The 16,406-nt window shown below is 67.9% G+C and carries 16 protein-coding genes and 1 pseudogene; 12 read left to right on the forward strand and 5 right to left on the reverse strand.

What is annotated here, in order from left to right; translation table 11 throughout:
* The first annotated feature begins 17 nt into the window (after positions 1-17).
* The 10 genes from AC1Z3O_RS08500 (at position 18) to AC1Z3O_RS08545 (ending at position 9,587) form a co-directional block, all read left to right on the forward strand.
* Positions 18-800, forward strand: a complete 783-nt coding sequence (locus AC1Z3O_RS08500) for an SDR family oxidoreductase (RefSeq protein ID WP_483515135.1) — start codon at positions 18-20, stop codon at positions 798-800.
* Between the two features lie 77 nt (positions 801-877).
* On the forward strand, positions 878-1,315 hold the full coding sequence (locus tag AC1Z3O_RS08505) for a PaaI family thioesterase (RefSeq protein ID WP_483515137.1): 438 nt from the start codon (positions 878-880) through the stop codon (positions 1,313-1,315).
* A gap of 108 nt (positions 1,316-1,423) precedes the next feature.
* Positions 1,424-2,794 carry a serine hydrolase domain-containing protein gene (locus AC1Z3O_RS08510; RefSeq protein WP_483515139.1) on the forward strand — a complete coding sequence of 457 codons (1,371 nt, stop codon included), beginning with the start codon at positions 1,424-1,426 and terminating at the stop codon, positions 2,792-2,794.
* A 75-nt stretch (positions 2,795-2,869) separates the two neighbouring features.
* Positions 2,870-3,880, forward strand: coding sequence for an NADP-dependent oxidoreductase (locus AC1Z3O_RS08515; RefSeq protein ID WP_483515141.1), 1,011 nt, complete (start codon positions 2,870-2,872; stop codon positions 3,878-3,880).
* Between the two features lie 86 nt (positions 3,881-3,966).
* Positions 3,967-4,812, forward strand: a complete 846-nt coding sequence (locus tag AC1Z3O_RS08520) for a class II aldolase/adducin family protein (RefSeq protein ID WP_483515142.1) — start codon at positions 3,967-3,969, stop codon at positions 4,810-4,812.
* A 3-nt stretch (positions 4,813-4,815) separates the two neighbouring features.
* A complete protein-coding gene (locus AC1Z3O_RS08525) occupies positions 4,816-5,628 on the forward strand; it encodes an SDR family oxidoreductase (RefSeq protein ID WP_483515143.1) in 813 nt (270 codons plus the stop codon).
* A 112-nt stretch (positions 5,629-5,740) separates the two neighbouring features.
* Positions 5,741-6,676, forward strand: a complete 936-nt coding sequence (locus tag AC1Z3O_RS08530) for a glutathione S-transferase family protein (RefSeq protein WP_483515145.1) — start codon at positions 5,741-5,743, stop codon at positions 6,674-6,676.
* 121 nt (positions 6,677-6,797) lie between these two features.
* Positions 6,798-7,700 carry an SDR family oxidoreductase gene (locus tag AC1Z3O_RS08535; RefSeq protein ID WP_483515146.1) on the forward strand — a complete coding sequence of 301 codons (903 nt, stop codon included), beginning with the start codon at positions 6,798-6,800 and terminating at the stop codon, positions 7,698-7,700.
* A gap of 51 nt (positions 7,701-7,751) precedes the next feature.
* Entirely contained in the window at positions 7,752-8,672 is a 921-nt protein-coding gene (locus tag AC1Z3O_RS08540; RefSeq protein WP_483515147.1) for an alpha/beta fold hydrolase, read from the forward strand.
* Between the two features lie 177 nt (positions 8,673-8,849).
* Entirely contained in the window at positions 8,850-9,587 is a 738-nt protein-coding gene (locus AC1Z3O_RS08545) for an aspartate/glutamate racemase family protein (protein WP_483515149.1), read from the forward strand.
* A gap of 2 nt (positions 9,588-9,589) precedes the next feature.
* Here the strand turns inward: AC1Z3O_RS08545 and AC1Z3O_RS08550 are convergent, their stop codons facing one another.
* Positions 9,590-10,111, reverse strand: coding sequence for an O-acetyl-ADP-ribose deacetylase (locus AC1Z3O_RS08550; protein WP_483515151.1), 522 nt, complete (start codon positions 10,109-10,111; stop codon positions 9,590-9,592).
* A gap of 94 nt (positions 10,112-10,205) precedes the next feature.
* The gene (locus tag AC1Z3O_RS08555) at positions 10,206-11,354 is read right to left on the reverse strand and encodes an iron-containing alcohol dehydrogenase (protein WP_483515152.1); all 1,149 of its coding nucleotides are present in this window, start codon (positions 11,352-11,354) and stop codon (positions 10,206-10,208) included.
* 480 nt (positions 11,355-11,834) lie between these two features.
* Here AC1Z3O_RS08555 and AC1Z3O_RS08560 point away from each other — a divergent pair, with 480 nt between their 5' ends.
* Positions 11,835-12,899, forward strand: a complete 1,065-nt coding sequence (locus tag AC1Z3O_RS08560; RefSeq protein WP_483515153.1) for a porin — start codon at positions 11,835-11,837, stop codon at positions 12,897-12,899.
* Positions 12,900-13,070: 171 nt separating this feature from the next.
* Here AC1Z3O_RS08560 and AC1Z3O_RS08565 read toward each other — a convergent pair whose 3' ends face one another.
* Entirely contained in the window at positions 13,071-13,421 is a 351-nt protein-coding gene (locus tag AC1Z3O_RS08565; protein WP_483515154.1) for a hypothetical protein, read from the reverse strand.
* A gap of 340 nt (positions 13,422-13,761) precedes the next feature.
* Between AC1Z3O_RS08565 and AC1Z3O_RS08570 the strand changes: the two are divergent.
* Positions 13,762-13,863 (forward strand): annotated as a pseudogene (locus AC1Z3O_RS08570) (alpha/beta hydrolase); the annotation flags it as partial.
* 4 nt (positions 13,864-13,867) lie between these two features.
* Here the strand turns inward: AC1Z3O_RS08570 and AC1Z3O_RS08575 are convergent.
* Together AC1Z3O_RS08575 and AC1Z3O_RS08580 are read right to left on the reverse strand one after the other, a co-directional pair.
* Positions 13,868-14,836, reverse strand: a complete 969-nt coding sequence (locus tag AC1Z3O_RS08575) for a Bug family tripartite tricarboxylate transporter substrate binding protein (RefSeq protein WP_483515155.1) — start codon at positions 14,834-14,836, stop codon at positions 13,868-13,870.
* Positions 14,837-15,117: 281 nt separating this feature from the next.
* Complete coding sequence (locus AC1Z3O_RS08580; RefSeq protein WP_483515157.1) at positions 15,118-16,350, reverse strand: ABC transporter substrate-binding protein; 1,233 nt, start codon at positions 16,348-16,350, stop codon at positions 15,118-15,120.
* Positions 16,351-16,406 lie beyond the last annotated feature (56 nt).

Genomic DNA, 16,406 nt, shown 5'->3' on the forward strand with positions numbered 1-16,406 from the left:
CGACTGGAGACAAGATCATGAGTACCGTCAAGGAACTGTTCGACCTGAGCGGCCGCACCGCCCTGATCACCGGCGGCTCGCGCGGCCTCGGGCTGCAGATCGCCGAGGCGCTGGGCGAGCAGGGCGCACGCCTGGTGCTGTCGGCGCGCAAGACCGACGAGCTGCAGGCTGCGCAGGCCCACCTGAAGGCGCGTGGCATCGAGGCTGACTGGATTGCGGCAGACGGCGCGCAGGAAGCCGATATCGCACGTCTGGCCGACGAGACGCTGGCGCGGCTGGGCCACGTCGACATCCTGGTCAACAACGCTGGCGCCACCTGGGGCGCGCCTGCGGAAGACCACCCCATCGAGGCCTGGGACAAGGTGATGAACCTGAACATTCGCGGCCTGTTCCTGCTGACCCAGCGCATCGGCAAGCTGTCGATGATCCCGCGCCGCCACGGCCGCATCATCAACGTGGCGTCCATCGCCGGCCTGGCCGGCAACCCGCCGGGCTCGATGGAGACCATCGCCTACAACACCTCCAAGGGGGCGGTGGTCAACTTCACCCGCACCCTGGCCGGAGAATGGGGCGAGCACAACATCACGGTCAATGCGCTGGCACCGGGCTTCTTCCCGTCCAAGATGACCAAGGGCTCGCTGGAGCGCCTGGGCGTGGACGCCATGTGCGCGGGCGTGCCGCTGCACCGGTTCGGCGACGACGACGACCTGAAGGGTGCGGCCCTGCTGTTCGCCAGCCAGGCCGGCAAGCACATCACCGGGCAGATCCTGGCGGTAGACGGCGGCGTCAGCGCCGTTTGAATTCCGCGCAAGCGGATTCCGGTGGTCTAATGGCGGTGCGCCTCGGCGCACCCCTGTTTTTTGCAATTTGTCAGACCATGACCCAGAAGAACGGTTTTCCCATCCAGATTCCCTTCCTTGCCTCGCTCGGTGTGCTGTGCAACCAGTTCGGCGAGGGACGCAGTGAAATCGAGCTCGACCTGCGTCCGCACCACGAGAACAGCCTGGAAATGGCACACGGCGGCGTGCTGATGACGCTGCTCGACGTGGCCATGGCGATGGCCGGGCGCTCCGCCGATACCGAGGACCGCGGCGTGGTGACCATCGAAATGAAGACCAGCTTCATGGCGCCGGGGCGCGGCAGGCTGATCGCACGCGGCCTGTGCGTGCACCGCACCGCGACGATGGCCTTCTGCGAGGCCGAGATCGTCGATGGCGAGGGCAAGACCGTCGCGCGCGGCTCCGGCACCTTCAAGTACATCAAGCGCAAGCCGCCCCAGCGGCCGCGCGCCGAGGAGCCGGGCGGCGACGGCTGACGCGGGCCGGGCAAGACCATCCAGGCAGCGCGGACGGGCAGGGAAGAAAGGAAAGCAGAACAAAAAGCAGAACAAGAAGCAGAACAACCCACGCAAGAAGGAGACAGCATGCCGAAGAACCGCCACAACGGTCGTACCATTTCAAAGCTGAGCGCGCTGGCCCTGGCCGGCGCGGGAGTGATTGCCATGAACCAGCCGGTGCAGGCGCAGAATGCCGCCCAGGGCGCCAGCCAACCCGCCGCGGCACCGAGCTTCGCCAGCGCGGCCGATTCCGACCCCCTCAAGCTGGGCTGGATGCAGGGCTTCCCGCCGCCGCCCGACAAGATCGTGCGCTTCGATGCGGCCAGTAACCGCTTTCCGGTCAACCGCTGGAGCTTCTCGCACATCCGGCAACTGGTGCCGACCGCGGCGGTCTGGCGCGGCCGCGGCGCGGCCAGCGCACTGCCGGCCGCGCCGCGCGATATCGCCGAGGTCCCGTACACCGATGCTACGGGCCAGCGCCGCACCTTCGCCGACATGCTGGCGCTGACCTATACCGACGGCATCCTGGTGATGCACAAAGGCAAGGTGGTCTACGAGAAGTACTTCGGCGTACTGAATGACCACACGCCGCACATCGCGATGTCGGTCACCAAGTCCTTCGTCGGCACGCTGGCGGCCATGCTGGCGGCCGAGGGCAAGCTCGATCCGGCGTCGCCGGTCACGCGCTACCTGCCGGAGATGGCCGGCACGGCCTACGGCGACGCCACTGTGCGCCAGGTCATGGATATGACGATAGGCGTCAAGTATTCCGAGAACTACGCGGATCCCAAGGCGGAGATCTGGGACTATGCCCGCGCCGGCGGCATGGCCGCGCGGCCGGCCGGCTATGCCGGGCCGCAGGACTTCTACGCCTTCCTGAAGACGCTGCAGAAGGAAGGCGAGCATGACACCGCTTTCGCCTACAAGACGGTCAATGCCGAGCTGCTGGCCTGGATCGTCAAGCGGGTGACCGGGCAGAGCCTGTCCACCGCGCTGTCGGAGCGGATCTGGCAGCCGATGGGCGCCGAGCAGGACGCCTACTTCACCGTCGACAGCATCGGCAACGAGTCCGGCGGCGGCGGCCTGAACACCGCCCTGCGTGACCTCGCCCGCTTCGGCGAGACCATGCGCAACGATGGCCGTTTCAACGGCAAGCAGGTCATTCCGGCCGCGGTGGTGGCGGATATCCGCCGCGGTGGTGACCCGGCCAAGTTCGCCAAGGCGGGCTATGCGACGCTGCCGGGCTGGAGCTACCGCAATATGTGGTGGGTGGCCAATGACGATCACGGCGTGTTCGAGGCGCGTGGCATCCACGGCCAGGCGATCTATGTCGATCCCAAGGCCGAGATGACCGTTGTGCGCTATGCCTCGCACCCGATCGCGGCGAACGGCGCCAATGACCCCGTGACCTTGCCCGCGTTCCGCGCCCTGGCGCAGGAACTGATGAAACAGCAGTGAATTGCCGGCAGGAGCGGGGCTCGGCGGCCTGCCGGTGTCCTATCCTGTCTATTCCCTTGAAAGAAGGAAATGACCATGTCGCAGACTTTCCAACGCATCGTGCTGGCTTCCCGTCCGAGCGGCCCCGTGACGCCGGACAACTTCCGCCTGGAGACGGTGCCGGTCCCCGAACTGGCCGATGGCCAGGTGCTGGTGCGCAACCACTACCTGTCGCTCGACCCGTATATGCGCGGACGCATGAACGAGAGCAAGTCCTACGCGGTGCCGCAGCCGCTAAACGAAGTGATGATCGGCGGCACGGTGGGCGAGGTGGTGGCCAGCAAGAACCCGAAGTTCGCCGTGGGCGACAAGGTGGTCGGCATGTTCGGCTGGCAGGAGATGGGCGTCAGCGACGGCACCGGCATACAGAAGGTCGACACCACCCACATCCCGCTGTCGGCCTACCTGGGCTCGGTAGGCATGCCGGGCGTGACGGGCTGGTACGGGCTGAACCAGATCATCAAGCCCAAGGCCGGCCAGACCGTGGTGGTCAGCGCCGCCTCGGGCGCGGTCGGCAGCGTGGTGGGCCAGCTTGCCAAGCTCAAGGGCTGCCGCGCGGTCGGCGTGGCGGGCGGCAAGGACAAGTGCGACTACGTGGTCAATGAGCTGGGCTTCGATGCCTGCATCGACTACAAGGCGGCCAAGGACGCCAAGGAACTGTACGCGATGCTGAAGGAGGCCACGCCCGACGGCATCGACGGCTACTTCGAGAACGTCGGCGGCGACGTGCTCGACGCGGTGCTGTCGCGCATGAACGCGTTCGGACGCATCGCCGTATGCGGCATGATCGCCGGCTACGACGGCCAGCCGCTGCCGCTGAAGAATCCGCAGCTGATCCTGGTCTCGCGGCTGACGGTGGAAGGCTTCATCGTTTCGGAGCACATGGAGTTCTGGCCGCAGGCACTGCAGGAACTGGGCGCGGCCGTGGCGCAAGGCAAGATCAAGTTCCGCGAGAGCGTGGCGCAGGGCCTGGCCAGCGCGCCCGAGGCCTTCATGGGCCTGCTCAAGGGCAAGAACTTCGGCAAGCAACTGGTCAAGCTGGTCTAAGCCGGTAGCGGGGCGGCGCGGCCGCCCCGTTATTTTCGGGCAAGCGAGGCCGCGCACGCGGCCCGGACAAAAGGAGGAGACACCCCATGAATGCACCAGCAATGCCCGCAGCGCAAGACGACGAGATGGCCGCCGGCCTGCCGGAGGAAATCAAGGCGCGCTATCGCGTGCTGCCGCGTCCGCCGCAGTTCGCCACCCCGGCCGAGGAGCGCCTGCACCGCAAGCAGCGCCTGGCTGCGGCCTTCCGCCTGTTTTCCCGCTTCGGCTTCGACGAGGGCGTGGCGGGCCATATCACCGCGCGCGATCCCGAATTCCCGGACACCTTCTGGGTCAACCCCTTCGGCGTGCATTTCAGCCAGGTCAAGGTGTCCAACCTGATCCGCTGCGATCACAACGGCAATGTGGTTGAAGGCGATTACCCGGTCAATGCCGCCGCCTTCGCCATCCACTCGCGCGTGCACCAGACCCGCCCCGACGCGGTGGCCGCCGCGCACTCGCACAGCACCTACGGCCGCGCCTGGTCGACGCTGGGCAGGCCGCTCGATGCGCTGACGCAGGACGTATGCGCCTTCTATAACGACCATGCTGTCTACGACGACTTCGGCGGCGTGGTGGTGGAACTGGACGAAGGCCAGCGCATCGCCAACGCGCTGGGCGCCAACAAGGCCGCCATCCTGCAGAACCATGGCCTGCTGACCGTGGGCAAGACGGTGGACGAGGCGGCCTGGTGGTTTATCACCATGGAGCGCTCCTGCCAGGTGCAGCTGCTGGCCGAAGCCGCCGCCGCGCGCACCAATGCGCCGCTGAAGATCATCTCCGATGCGGCCGCACGCCAGGCCTATTCCATCGTGGGCACGGCGCAGGCCGGCTGGTTCCAGTTCCAGCCGCTGTACGCGCGCATCGTCAAGGAACAGCCGGACCTGCTGGACTGAGCCGTGGCGCCCTTTACCGGGAAGGTGGTGCTGATCACCGGCGCCTCGGACGGCATCGGCGCGGAACTGGCCCTGCTGCTGGCGCAGCAGGGCGCGCGCCTGGCGCTGGCGGCGCGCCGGCTGGAGCGGCTGGACGACCTGGTGGCGCGCATCCGCCGCGAGCATCCCGCGGCCGACGCGGTGGCGTGGCGTGCCGACGTTTCCAGCGAGGAAGCCTGCCGCCAGCTGGTGGCCGACGTGGCAGCGCATTTCGGCGGGCTCGACGTGCTGGTCAACAACGCGGGCGTGTCGGCTCACGGCTATTTCGAGCAGGTGACCGACTTCAGCTACTACGAGACCGTGATGCGCGTGAACTACTTCGGCGCGATGTGGTGCACGCGGGAGGCGCTGCCTCATCTGCGGCAACGCGGCGGACTGGTCGTGGCGGTATCGAGCCTGGCCGGCAAGATGGGCGTGCCCGGCCGCACCGCCTACTCGGCCAGCAAGTTCGCGCTGGCGGGCTTCTGCGAGGCGCTGCGCTGCGAGCTGCAGGGCAGCGGCGTCGATGTCTGCGTGGTCTTCCCCGGCGTGGTGGCCACCGCCACCCGCGTGGCCGGTTTCGGCCCCGACGGCAAGCCCCTGGGCGAGAGCCGGCTGCGTGAGGACGATGCGATGAGCGCGCAGGAATGCGCCCGGCAGATGCTGGCCGCCATGGCCGCGCGCAAGCGCGAGCTGGTGATGACCGCCAAGGGGCGGCTCGGGCTCTGGATCAAGCTGTTGGCGCCGGGGCTGGTCGACCGCATGGCCTTGCGCGCGCTCAAGCAAGCAGGGCGGTAAGCGGCGCAGGCGGCCCGCGCACAATGTGCGGCTGGCGGCCTGCGCCTTGGTTGGCGGCGGACGCGACGGCAAGTCCGTCGCCGCACTGGATTGCGAAACGAGGAAAGACGGCATGGCTGAGCTGATCCTGCATCAATACGCGACATCCCCGTTCTCCGAGAAAGTCCGGCTGCTGCTGGGCGCCAAGGGCCTGTCCTGGCAGGCGGTGGAGATCCCCGCGATCCTGCCCAAGCCCGATGTGATGGCCCTGACGGGCGGCTACCGCCGCACGCCGGTGCTGCAGATCGGGGCCGACATCTATTGCGACACGGCGCTGGTCTGCGACGTGATCGACGAACTGGCGCCGTCTCCGGCGCTGTACCCCGCCGCGCAGGCGGGCTCGGCGCGCATCGCTGCAAGCTGGTTCGACACGGTGCTGTTCGGCGCGGTGGCGTCCTACCTGTTCCAGACCGCCGCCGCGCAGGAGATTCTGGGCCGCATGTCGGCGGAACAGGTGCAGGCATTCCGCGCGGACCGCAAGGCCATGCGTGGCGACAGCAATGCGCTGGGCATGCCGCTGGGCGAGGCCAGCGCGCTGCTGCGCGACACCTGCGCCAGGCTGGAGCCGCAGCTTGCCGGCGGCGCATCGCACGTGGCCGGCTCCGAGCTGTCGCTGGCGGATTTCTCGCTGTACCACAACCTCTGGTTCCTCAAGCGCGCCCCCATCCAGACGGCCTGGCTGGACGGCTACCCGGCCCTCGCGTCGTGGTATGCGCGGATGCGGGCCCTGGGCCACGGCAGCGCGAGCGTGATCGACAGCGGCGCGGCCATCGCCGCCGCCCAGGCAGCGGTGCCGCGGGCGGTGTCAGCCGAAGTCTCGGCGGACAGCGGGTTTGCGGCAGGCGACGGGGTCACTGTCACGCCCACCGACTACGCGCGCGACCCGGTAGCCGGCACCCTGGTTGCGCTCAATGACCGTACGGTGACGCTGCGTCGGCAGGATCCGCGCGCCGGCGCGCTCAACGTGCATTTCCCGCGCATGGGCTTCCACGTCCAGCGCGCGGGCTGAGGCCGCAGGCGGCCGGCGGGCAGCATCCACTCACATCACCCCGCCCGTGCGGGCCTGACAGGCAGGCGGCCGGAGGCCGCTGCGCCAACGATCCACCGATATTCAGCAACGGGAGACAAAGATGAATCAATTCGAAGGCAAGGTCGCGGTCATCACGGGCGGCGGCTCGGGTTTCGGCCGGGAATTCGCCAGGATCGGCACGGCGCTAGGCATGAAGCTGGTGCTGGCCGACGTTCAGCAAGAGGCGCTGGACGCCGCCGTGGCCGAGTGCAAGGCGCAGGGCGCGCAGGCGATCGGCGTGCGCACCGACGTGTCCAAGGCCGAGCAGGTGCAGGCGCTGGCCGATGCCGCGATGGCGGCCTTCGGCGAGGTCAACCTGCTGTTCAACAACGCCGGCGTGGGAGCAGGCGGATTGCTCTGGGAGAACACCGAGCGCGACTGGGAATGGGTGCTGGGCGTCAACCTGTATGGCGTGATCCACGGCGTGCGCATCTTCACGCCGCTGATGCTGGCCAGCGCCGCGCGTGATCCGTCCTACCGCGGCCACATCGTCAATACCGCCTCGATGGCCGGCCTGCTGAACCCGCCGGCGATGGGGGTCTACAACGTGTCCAAGCACGCCGTGGTGTCCTTGAGCGAGTCGCTGTACCAGGACCTCAGCCTGGTCTCGGAACAGGTGCATTGCTCGGTGCTGTGCCCGTACTTCGTGCCCACCGGCATCTCGCAGTCGCAGCGCAACCGGCCCGCCGATCTGGCCAACGATGCGCCGCCCACGCGCTCGCAGCTGGTGTCGCAGGCGTTGTCGGACAAGGCCGTCAGCTCGGGCAAGGTCAGCGCCCAGCAGGTGGCCGAGATGACCTTCGACGCCATCCGCGAGGACCGCTTCTACATCTACTCGCATCCGCAGTCGCTGGCGCCTGTCCAGCAGCGCTTCGAGGCCCTGATCGCGCAACGCAACCCGGGCGACCCGTTTGCCGACAAGCCGGGCATGCGCGAGGAGCTGTCCAAGGCCATGCGCGGCTGATCCGGCAGGCCGCCTAACAAATCCAACCGATCCACCACCAGGGAGAACGTCATGACCACTGCCGCCGTGATCCGTCACCTGCAGTTCGCCGACCTGCCCAACGGCACCCGCCTGCACTACGCCAGCGCCGGGGAGCCCGGCAAGCCGTTGATGCTGTTCGTGCACGGCTTTCCGGAGTTCTGGTACGAGTGGGAGTCGCAGCTGGCCGAGTTCGGGCAGACGCATTACGCCGTGGCGCCCGACCTGCGCGGCTTCAACCTGTCGAGCAAGCCGGCCGAGGTGGATGCCTACAAGCCGCGCCATATCGTCGAGGACCTGGTGCAGCTGATCGGCGCGCTCGGCTACGAGCGTGCCGTGGTGGTGGCGCATGACTGGGGCGGCGCGATCTGCTGGAACCTGGCCCTGCAGCATCCCGGCCTGATCGAGCGGCTGGTGATCATCAACGCGCCGCACCCCTATCTGTTCGCCCAGGCGCTGGCTCGCGACCCGGCCCAGCAGGCCGCCTCGGCCTATATGAACTGGCTGCGCAAGCCGGGCTCGGAGCAGGCGCTGGCGGCCGACGACTTCGCGCTGCTCGACGGCATGCTGGCTGGCAAGGGCGAGCAGCGTGCAACATGGTTCACCGACGATACCCGCGCCAGGTACCATGCAGCCTGGTCGCAGCCGGGCGCCGATGGCTCGCATCCGCTCACCGGCGGCGTCAACTACTATCGCGCTTCGCCGATGCACCCGCCGGCGCCGGGCGAAGCCGTGCCCGATGTGTCCCGGTTGGACCCGAAGGACTTCATGGTGCGTGTACCCACGCTGGTGATTTGGGGCGAGCGCGACACCGCGCTGCCCAAGTCGCTCGTGGAAGGACTGGACCAGTTCGTGCCAGGCATGCGGCTGGAGCGCATTCCCGAGGGCACGCATTGGGTGGTGCACGAGCAGCCCGAGCGGGTCAATCTGTTGATCCGCGGCTTCCTGGGCTGAAGCCGGGCCCGCTTCCCGTGATGACCGTACCGGCCGCCGCCGGCGGCCCGCCACGGCGGGCACGCCCTGGCTGGCCGGGCGCGATTGCGCGCAACTGTCCCTGGCCGCGCGTCGCCGCCGCGGCTAGATTCTCCGGCTGGCCCCGCAAGGGCGGGGCGTCATGAACGGAGGGAAGACATGAAGACCATCGGCCTGATCGGCGGGATGAGCTGGGAGTCCTCGGCGGAGTACTACCGCCTGGTCAACCAGGGCATGAAGACACGGCTGGGCGGCCACGCCAATGCCCGCAGCGTGATGGTCACGGTTTGCTTCGAGGAGATCCAGGCGCTTCAGCACGCGGGCCGCTGGGACGAACTGGCCGCGCGCATGCAGCAGGCGGCGCGCCAGGTCGAGCAGGGTGGCGCCGACTTCGTGCTGCTGTGTACCAACACCATGCACCGCGTGGCGCCGGCCATCGAGGCCGCCTTGTCCATTCCTCTGCTGCACATCGTCGATCCCACGGCCCATGCGTTGCGTGCAGCCGGCATCGGTCGCGTGGGCCTGTTGGGCACCCGTTTCACGATGGAGCAGGACTTCTATCGCGCCCGCATGGCCGAACGCCACGGCATCGACACACTGGTGCCGGACGAGGCAGGCCGCCGGCGCGTGCACGAGATCATCTACGACGAGCTTTGCCACGGTGTCATCAGCGAGGCGTCGCGCGACGTCTACCGGCAGGTGATCGCCGAACTGGCCGAGCGGGGCGCCGGCGGCGTGATCCTGGGCTGCACCGAGATCACGCTGCTGATCGGCCCGGATGATGTGGCGCTACCCACGTTCGACACCACGCGGCTGCACGCGTTGGCAGCGGTGGAGGCCGCGCTGGCCGGCGGCGCGGGTGCGGGTGATTTGTCCACCGAATCACTTAATCACTGAAACTAGACTAGCCGCTCGCGGTACAGCCGGTAGTTCTCATCGTCGAAGCAGACGAAGGTGACCTGTTCGATCGATGGCGCGGTGCGCAGCGCCTCGCGTACCGCCGCGATGGCGATGTCCACCGCGCGCTCGCGCGGGAAGCCGTAGATGCCGGTGCTGATATTGGGGAAGGCGAGGGTGCGCAGCCCTTTCTCGGCGGCAAGCCGGACGCTGTTGCGGTAGGCCGAGGCGAGCAGGGCGTCCTCGTTGTCGCCGCCGCCGCGCCAGACCGGACCGACCGCGTGGATCACATAGGGGGCCGGCAGCAAGCCGCCCGTGGTGATCACGGCTTCGCCGGTCGGGCAACCGCCCTGAGAATCGCGAATTGCGCGGCAGGCCGCCATGATGGCCGGTCCGCCCGCGCCGTGGATGGCGCCATCGACGCCGCCGCCGCCCAGCAGGCCGCTGTTCGCGGCATTGACGATGGCGTCCACCTCCATCCGGGTGATGTCGCCGTGCACGACCTGCAAGTGTTCACCAGGCATCTCGCTGTCTCCGTGTCTGTCCGTCTAGGTCGGTAGGTCGGGCGCCGGCGGCCGCGTCGCGTCGGCGCACTGCGGCGATGTGCGCGGGACCGCGCTACATCGACGCCTCCAGCATACGCCGATAATCGTCGGCGCTGGCTTCTTTCGGATTGGTCTTGTGGCAGTGGTCGGCCAGCGCGCCGGCGATCACCTTGTCGAACATGGCCTCGGTCACGCCCATCTGGCCCAGCCCGGTCGGCAGGCCCAGGCGCGCCGTCATTTCGTGCACCGCCTGGGCCACGTCGGCTCCGTCGGACAGATGCATGGCGCGGCGCAGGCGGGCGAAGCGGTGTTCGCGCACCACGCTGGGCGCGTCGGCATTGAAGCGCAGCACGGCGGGCATCACCACGGCGTTGAGCGTGCCGTGGTGCAGGCCGGTCCTGCCGTCGATCTTCAGGCCACCGAGCGGGTGCGACAGCGAATGCACGCAGCCCAGGCCCTTCTGGAATGCCATCGCGCCCTGCATGGAGGCGCTCATCATGTTCAGCCGCGCCTCGCGGTCCAGGCCGTCCTGCGTGGCCCGTTCGATATGGGCCCAGCCGCGTTCCAGGCCATCGAGCGCGATGCCGTCGGCGGGCGGGTTGAAGGCAGGCGCGAGGAAGGTCTCGATGCAGTGGGCGATGGCGTCCATGCCGGTGGCGGCGGTCAGCGCCGAGGGCAGGCCCAGCGTGAGACCCGGGTCGCAGATGGCGGACTTGGGCAGCAGGTGCCAGGAGTGGAAACCCAGCTTGCGGCCGTCTTCCAGGATGATGATGGCGCCGCGTGCCACCTCGCTGCCGGTGCCCGCGGTGGTGGGCACGGCGATCAGCGGCGCTGCGCCTTCGGTGATCTTCGCGCTGCCGCCTTCGATGGTGGCGTAGGTGGTCAGTTCGCCTGGGTGGGTGGCCAGGATGGCGATGCCCTTGGCCAGGTCGATCGACGAGCCGCCGCCCACCGCGACCAGGCCATCGCAGCCGGCCGCGCGGTATTGCTCGGTCGCCTTGCGCACCATGGCTTCGGTGGGGTTGGACGGCGTTTCGTCGAACACCGCCACCGGCAGCCCGGCCAGCGCGTCGAGGGCCTGGCCGGCCACGCCGGCCGCCATCACGCCCTTGTCGGTGACCAGCAGCGGCCGCCGGATGCCGACCCGCTCGCATTCGGACTTGAGCAGGCTGACTGCGCCGAATTCGAGGTGGATGTGGGTCAGGTAGTAGATGAAGGCCATGTGCGCTGTCTCCTTTTCTGCGTTGCGGGGCAACGTGAGGAGCCGGGTCTCCGCAGCGGGGTGCCGGATCCCGGCCGGTGCTCTGCAGTCTAGCAAGTCGCGGCGGTGCGCGGCTTGCATCGGGGGACGACGTCGATGTGCTTCGTGTGAGCGCAGGAGGGGCGCGCGGAGACAGGCCAGCACACCCGAATTCGAGCGGGGCGGCGGCCCGACCGCTCACACTGGCGGCCACCGCGCCCTTGATCGTGACGAAGCCGGCGCGCGCCAATCCCGACTTGAGCGGGGTGCCTGTGCCGCCACCCAGCGGGATGCGCGTCAGGTACTATATGCCTTCAATGTGCGCTTTTCTCCCTTTTTGCGCCGCTGGGCAATGTGGCGAGCCGGATTTTCGCGGCAGGGAGCGGAGCCCCGGGGCCTTGACATCGGTGTCCGCGCGGCCTGACGGCAGGGACCCATTCGCAACGACACTCCGGATTGAAAATGAAGAAAAACCTCCTTGCAGTGACGGCCGTGACTTGCGCCGCTTCGGGTGCAGCGTTTGCTCAATCGTCCAGCGTGACGCTCTATGGTGTCGCCGACGCGGGCATCAGCTATCAGAGCCACGTGCAGAGCGCATCCGGCCAGGGCGGTTCCGTCTATGCCGTGAGTTCCGGTGGCCTTTCCGGTTCCCGCTGGGGGCTGCGCGGGGTGGAGGACCTCGGCAACAACCTGAAGGGCGTCGTCGTGCTGGAAAGCGGCTTCGACATCGATACGGGCAATTCCGGCCAGGGTAACCGGCTGTTCGGCCGCCAGGCCTACGTCGGCCTGCAGAGCCAGTATGGTGCCGTCACGTTCGGCCGCCAGCAGAATTCGCTGTATGACCTGTTCGCCGCCTACGATCCGATGGCCGTCGGCCCCAGCTATTCGCTCAACGCGGTAGACAACCAGTTCAACGGCCGGGCCGACAACGCGATCAAGTACACCGGCAACTTCAGCGGCCTGACCGCGACGGCCTTCTACAGCTTCGGCCGCGACGTCACTTCCGGGCTCGGCGGCGAAGTGCCTGGCGCCTTCAAGGTCGGCAAGAACTTTGGTGGCGGCCTGGCCTACGCAAATGGCCCCTTCTCGGTGGGCGTGGCCTATGACCAGTATCAGGGAAGCACGCTGGCGTCGGCCGATCTGACCGCCAAGCGCGCCGCCATTGGTACGTCCTATGCCTTCGGTCCGGCAAAGCTGTTTGCCGGCTATCGCTGGATGCGCGATGAAGTCACGACGGGCAAGGGCCGGCAAGAGAATCTGTACTGGGCGGGTGCTCAGTACAGCGTCACGCCGGCGCTCAGCGTGACTGGCGCGGGCTATTTCACGGATGCCCGCACCGACGACAAGGACTCGCTGTTGATCGTACTCAATGCCGACTATGCCTTGTCCAAGCGCACCGATGCCTACCTGCTGGTCGGCTACGTGATCAACCGTAGCACTGCCACCTTCGGCGTGACCGGCACGGCCAATACCCTGCCGGGCCAAAACCAGACCGGCGCCATGGTCGGTGTGCGTCACCGCTTCTGAGCCACCTCGTCGCGGCACGCGGCACGCCTGGATTGCGTGCCGGTCGCAGCGCATATCGACCTTGACTTGTCACTGGGTCAAGGAAGCTCGGCCGACAGCCATGTCGGCCGATTTTTTTGGAAGCGCCGCCGATTGCCGCGCAGACGGGCCGGGTGCGCGGCAAGAACACGACTACATGCGGCCGTAGGCGCAAGGCTGTCTGTCCAGCGCTTCCCGGGTGAAGCCGTAGGCGACGCGCAGTTGGTGCTCCGCGTCATCCACCGCATCCAGGCACGCGAACATCAGATCATCCTTGAACTTCTGCGACTTGCCCTTGAGGCTGCGCGCCTCGTACGAGGTCTGCCTCGCCCGGCAGCGAAGCGAGAGCAGGGCTTCCTTGGAGGCTGCGCTGAGTTGCGCCTGGTCGAGGCGCTTGCACTCGACGTAAGACTGGGCGAAGAGGGCCTGGCTCGCCAGCAGCACCGGAAGCAGGAGGGCGAAGCGAGAGAACTGGCGCATATACGTCATGATAGTCGGGGACATGGGGCGGGCCGATGCGATTCGTGTCAGGCCCTGCTGCGGCGTCGCGGGTCGGCGATCCAGGCTGGGACAGACGAAGGACGCGGCGCGCGATGCGTGCCTCGCATAGGCCGCACACGCCGTGCCGGCTTGCCGCCGGGCTATCGGCAAAAGGCGTGATCAGATCACGTTACCGAGGGAAAGCCAAGGAAACTTTGCCGTCTGGCCTGGTGCGCGAGCGGACCGGCAAAGCGTGTGTCGCGCCATGTCGGCGCAGGATGCGCGATCATGGTGCAAGAAGGCGGCTTCAGCAGGGTAGATGGGGATAATTCTGCGATGCCCGCGCTGCCGATCGCGGGCATCGCTGACGGCCGAGGTGCTCCAGTGGTTCTTCTCACAATACCTGGATTGCGAGGCCAGCCGCGATGACTGGCGATTCGCGCCGCTCGACGACGGCGGCAGCGGGCGTGCTATGGCGCCGTCGCGCCCGATGCCCGCACCGCATCGGCCCACTGCGCGCGCTCATCGCGCATGAAGCCCTCGAAGGCCGCGGGTGGCAGTCCGCCCGGCCGCCCGCCTAGCTGGCTGAAACGCTCGACCACGTCCGGCCGCTTCAGCGCGGTCGACAGCGCCTTGTAGACGGCATCGATCACGGCCGGCGGCGTGCCGGCGCGCGCCACCAGGCCGAACCAGCCAGTCACGACGAAGCGATCGACGCCGGCCTGCGCCATGGTCGGCGTGCCCGGCAGTGCCGGCACTCGCGCGTTGCCGGTCACGGCAAGCGCGCGCACCGTGCCCGCGCTGATCTGGCCCTGCGCTGCGGGCAGGTTGTCGAACATGAAATCGACCTCGCCCGACATGACCGCCGACAGGCCCAGGTTCGCGCCCTTGTAGGGAACGTGCAGGGCATCGATGCCGGTGCGCAGCTTGAACAGCTCACCCGACAGATGCGTGGTCTGCCCGATCCCCGAGGAGCTGAACGACAGGTGTCCCGGATGCGCTTTCGCCTGGCGCACCAGATCGCCGACAGAGTGCAGCGGCGAGTCGCCCTTCACTACGAGGACATTGGAGAACACCAGCACATCGGTGATGCCCACGAAGTCCGCCGCCTGGTAAGGCAGGTTGCGGTAGAGGCTGTAGTTGATCGCATTGACGCCCGTATTGCCCATCATCAGCGTATAGCCGTCGGCGGGCGCCTTCAGCAGGAACTGCGCGCCGACGATGCCGCCGCCCCCCGCCCGGTTTTCCACCACGACCGGCTGCGACCACGCCGTGCTCAGCAGATTGGCAACGATGCGCGCGGTGATGTCGCCGCTGCCGCCGGGCGGGCCGGGCACGATCAAGGTGACCGGTCGTTCGGGAAAGCTGCCCGCATACGCGCTGCCCAGGCAGGTGGCCAGCGCCAGGGCAACCACGCGCCATGCCCATCTTGAGTTCATCTTCGTCTCCCGCTTGCTTGGATGGAGGGGTTAGTCCACTGAATCACTGAAATCGGTCGGTGCCTGCCACGCCATGCGGGCCGGGTTGACGCAGCGGCGTCGTTGCAATTGCTCGCAATAGCCGTGCTATTGCTGCGCTTTGCCCTTGCAGGGCGCGCACGCGCTGGCAAGCGCGTGCCGCTGCGCATTCGGATTGCTATGCCATCCGAATGCACTGCTTCGCCCTAGCGCTGTATCCCGCACGGCATGTCCTTCACCTCCCATTTCAATGATTCAGCGGACTAGTGCTTGACCAGCGGGCAGCCGGCGGCCGCCAAGGGTTTGAAGGCCTGGTCGCCGGGGATGGTGGCGAGCAGCTTGTAGTAGTCCCACGGATACTTCGATTCATCGGGGCGCTTGACCTGGAAGAGGTACATGTCATGCACCATCAGGCCGTCCTCGCGAATCCTGCCGTGCCTGGCGAAGAAGTCCTCGACCGGCAGTTCGCGCATCTTCCGCATCACGGCGGCGGTCTCGGTGGTGTTCGCCGCCTGCACCGCCTTCAGGTAGTGCAGCACCGAGGAGTAGACGGCGGCCTGGCTCATATTCGGCATGGCCTTGACCCGCTCGAAGTAGCGCCTGGAGAAGGCCCGGGTCTGCGCATCCATGTCCCAGTAGAAGGCCTCGGAAAGCACCATGCCCTGGGCCACGCCGAGGCCGATCGCATGCACGTCGTTGATGTACATCAGCAGGCTCGCCAGCCGTTGCGGCCCGCCGGCGTGGATGCCGAACTCGCGCGCGGACTTGATCACGTTGACCAGGTCGCCGCCGAAGCTGGCGAGCCCGATCACCGAGGCGCCGCTGCCCTGGGCCCGCACCACTACCGAGGAGAAATCCGTGGCGCTGAGCGGATGCCGCACTTCGCCGACCACGGTGCCGCCTTCTTGCGCCAGCGCCGCACGCGCGGCATCGACGATGTCGCGTCCGCCCGCGTAGTCGGCCGTGATGAAGTACCACTTCTTGCCGCCCTGGCGCACCACGGCGCGGGCCACGGTGTTGGCCAGCGAGTAGGAGTCGTAGGCGTAGTGGACCGAGACGGGCGAGCACAGGTCGCCCGTCAGCCGGTCCGAGGCGGGGCCGCTCAGCACCAGGATCTTGTCCTTCTCGCGCGCCACGTTCAGCACCGCGAGGGCAGTCGCCGAGCCGGTCACGTCGTGGATGGCGTCGACCTTCTGCACATCGAACCATTCACGAGCGCGCGTCGCGGCGAGGTCGGCGCGGCCCTGGTGGTCGGCGACCAGCAGCTCGACCTTGCGGCCCAGCACCTTGCCGCCGAAATCGTCGATTGCCAGCTGGGCCGCGGTCGCGCTGCCCTTGCCGGAGATATCGGCGTAGACGCCGCTCATGTCGAGGATCAGGCCGATCTTGACCGAATCCGGCGCCGCGTTGGCTACGCCCATCCAGCAGGCGCCCGCGAACGCTGCCGCACGCAGGCCGCGCAGCAGGCGCGCGGCTTTGCTCATTCCATGCATCATGCTTGTCTCCTTGCCGCCCCGGAGGAGCGGGCTCTGTCCGGACGTGGCTTCCGGGT

The sequence above is a fragment of the Cupriavidus sp. 09_S30 genome, assembly GCF_056930435.1.

Coding starts and splice junctions, on each gene's coding strand:
- AC1Z3O_RS08500 (WP_483515135.1), top strand. CDS start 18: ATGAGTACCGTCAAGGAACTGTTCGACCTGAGCGGCCGCACCGCCCTG.
- AC1Z3O_RS08505 (WP_483515137.1), top strand. CDS start 878: ATGACCCAGAAGAACGGTTTTCCCATCCAGATTCCCTTCCTTGCCTCG.
- AC1Z3O_RS08510 (WP_483515139.1), top strand. CDS start 1,424: ATGCCGAAGAACCGCCACAACGGTCGTACCATTTCAAAGCTGAGCGCG.
- AC1Z3O_RS08515 (WP_483515141.1), top strand. CDS start 2,870: ATGTCGCAGACTTTCCAACGCATCGTGCTGGCTTCCCGTCCGAGCGGC.
- AC1Z3O_RS08520 (WP_483515142.1), top strand. CDS start 3,967: ATGAATGCACCAGCAATGCCCGCAGCGCAAGACGACGAGATGGCCGCC.
- AC1Z3O_RS08530 (WP_483515145.1), top strand. CDS start 5,741: ATGGCTGAGCTGATCCTGCATCAATACGCGACATCCCCGTTCTCCGAG.
- AC1Z3O_RS08535 (WP_483515146.1), top strand. CDS start 6,798: ATGAATCAATTCGAAGGCAAGGTCGCGGTCATCACGGGCGGCGGCTCG.
- AC1Z3O_RS08540 (WP_483515147.1), top strand. CDS start 7,752: ATGACCACTGCCGCCGTGATCCGTCACCTGCAGTTCGCCGACCTGCCC.
- AC1Z3O_RS08545 (WP_483515149.1), top strand. CDS start 8,850: ATGAAGACCATCGGCCTGATCGGCGGGATGAGCTGGGAGTCCTCGGCG.
- AC1Z3O_RS08550 (WP_483515151.1), bottom strand. CDS start 10,111: ATGCCTGGTGAACACTTGCAGGTCGTGCACGGCGACATCACCCGGATG.
- AC1Z3O_RS08555 (WP_483515152.1), bottom strand. CDS start 11,354: ATGGCCTTCATCTACTACCTGACCCACATCCACCTCGAATTCGGCGCA.
- AC1Z3O_RS08560 (WP_483515153.1), top strand. CDS start 11,835: ATGAAGAAAAACCTCCTTGCAGTGACGGCCGTGACTTGCGCCGCTTCG.
- AC1Z3O_RS08565 (WP_483515154.1), bottom strand. CDS start 13,421: ATGTCCCCGACTATCATGACGTATATGCGCCAGTTCTCTCGCTTCGCC.
- AC1Z3O_RS08575 (WP_483515155.1), bottom strand. CDS start 14,836: ATGAACTCAAGATGGGCATGGCGCGTGGTTGCCCTGGCGCTGGCCACC.
- AC1Z3O_RS08580 (WP_483515157.1), bottom strand. CDS start 16,350: ATGATGCATGGAATGAGCAAAGCCGCGCGCCTGCTGCGCGGCCTGCGT.